This window comes from Aeromonas sp. 25-AL00135 (genome assembly GCF_054052385.1).
In genome coordinates this window covers 1-1,714 of record NZ_JBSTYQ010000042.1, presented here as the reverse complement: position 1 = coordinate 1,714, position 1,714 = coordinate 1, and the positions used below count along the sequence as shown (strand labels likewise).

Below are 1,714 nucleotides of genomic sequence, written 5' to 3'. Positions count from 1 at the left end.
CGATGCGCGGGATGGCCATCATGCCGTACTGGCCACCGGCCCAGCCCTGACTCACCCGCACCCAGCAGGAGCTCTGGTCGTTGGAGCTGCCATAGCGGTCCCACGGGAACTGCAGTTTGACCCTGCCATGCTCGTCGCAGTAAATCTCCTCCCCTTCCGGGCCGACTACGATGGCGATTTGCGGGCCATCCACCATCGGCTTGTAGGGTGCCTCGGGGCTGCCGATACGGGCGCGCCAGGTGGTACTCGCCTTCACTACGCCAAATTCGTTGTGGTAGACGGTCGGGCCGCTGCCGCCCTCTTCTTCCAAGGCTTGGGGTTGCTCACCGGTGTGGCGGATATGAACGATTTGCCACTCGGTGTTGAGGCTGCCATTGGGGTGTTCGGTGAGTGAGAAGTGCTGACCCGGCAGCAACGCGGCGCTGTTGGATTTGCCGCTGCCTTCTACCGCGTCATTGCGCAGCGCATCGAGCCGGTGTTGGGCAAACGCCTTGCCGCTGCCGTCCTGCTTGTAGCGGCCAGGGTAGTCAAAATGCTGATAGGTATCGCGCTGATGCTCGAGCTCTGCGCCCTGCTTTTTGTGGGAGAGACCATAAGCCGGGGTCTTGAAGCTGTAGTCCTTGAGCTCTACATCGCTTGGCCGTACCGCCTCGCGGTAGTGGAACTGGCGCACGTAAGGACCTTGCTCCAGCGAGCGGTTACCGAGGTTGAAGAAGAGCTCAGGGCCAGCAGTCAGGGCTGCCGCATCGTCAGCAAAGACGATGCGGTGCTTGCCTGCTTCAAACTCGTGGAAGTAGAACAGCCCCTCTTCGGCAGCAAGGCGGTTCACGAAATCGAGGTCGGTCTCGCGGTACTGCACGCAGTATTCCCGCTGGGCGTGTTCGTTTTTCAGGGCAAAGGCGTAATCGGTAATGCCATGCTCTTGCAGCAGGATACTGAGGATTTCATCGGGCTTTTGCGCCTGAAAAATGCGGGAGTTCTGGCGCAACCCCAGTCGCCACAGGGCCGGTTTGACTTGCAGGCTGTAACGGGTACGGCGAAAGCCGCTGTCCCCTTGGGCAAACTCGCTCACAACCCCGCAGACCCGGCGCTGCAGCTCGCCGTTGTACCACACCATCAGCTCGCATGGCTGGTCCAGCACGGCGCCAAAGTCGACATCTGGCTGGCTGCTGGCCACCTCCAGCTGTAGGTTGAACGGCCGGTTCAGCCCCTCATCCAGCTGGAAACTGGCCACCACGAAGGTGCTCTCGGGCAGCGCCCCCACCTTGACGGTAAATTGCAATCCGGTTTGATTAGCCATGGCTTTCCCCTCTTGTCACGGCCAAGCAGTGCCTGAGCCCTTGCCAACTCTCGCGCCCATACACGCCCTCGCCGCGCAGCCACGCTACCGCCCTCTCAGGTAACGCAAGGGCCACCAAAGATAAAGGGGTTAACAGGTTACGAGCGGTTCGGGTCTGCATCACAGGACACCCTTTAGTGCTTTGCCATCCCTCCGCACTCACCAGCAGGGCATCAAACCCCGGCAGGGGGATGGCAAAACAGAAAAGCTCCAGCCAACCCGTTGGCCAGGCTGGAGAAAATGCACAGTACAAGAAGCCGGTTGAACAACCGGCTCAAAGACACATTACTACTTACAAGGAATACCAAAGTACCGAAGCAAGGCTTACGCCTCGATGGGCGCGCGCCAGTCGTCCGCACCGGAAGTACCGGCAAC

At 60.4% G+C, this 1,714-nt stretch carries 2 protein-coding genes; one reads left to right on the top strand and one right to left on the bottom strand.

Annotated features, from left to right (window positions below; genetic code table 11):
- Positions 1 to 1,300, bottom strand: a 1,300-nt coding sequence (gene tssI, locus ACW5XC_RS20365; protein ID WP_456516114.1) for a type VI secretion system tip protein TssI/VgrG, incomplete at its 3' end; no start/stop codon positions are given.
- Positions 1,301 to 1,530: 230 nt separating this feature from the next.
- On the opposite strand from tssI, the gene ACW5XC_RS20360 reads away from it, so the two are divergent.
- The coding region (locus ACW5XC_RS20360; protein ID WP_456516113.1) for a hypothetical protein at positions 1,531 to 1,714 on the top strand (184 nt) is incomplete at its 3' end.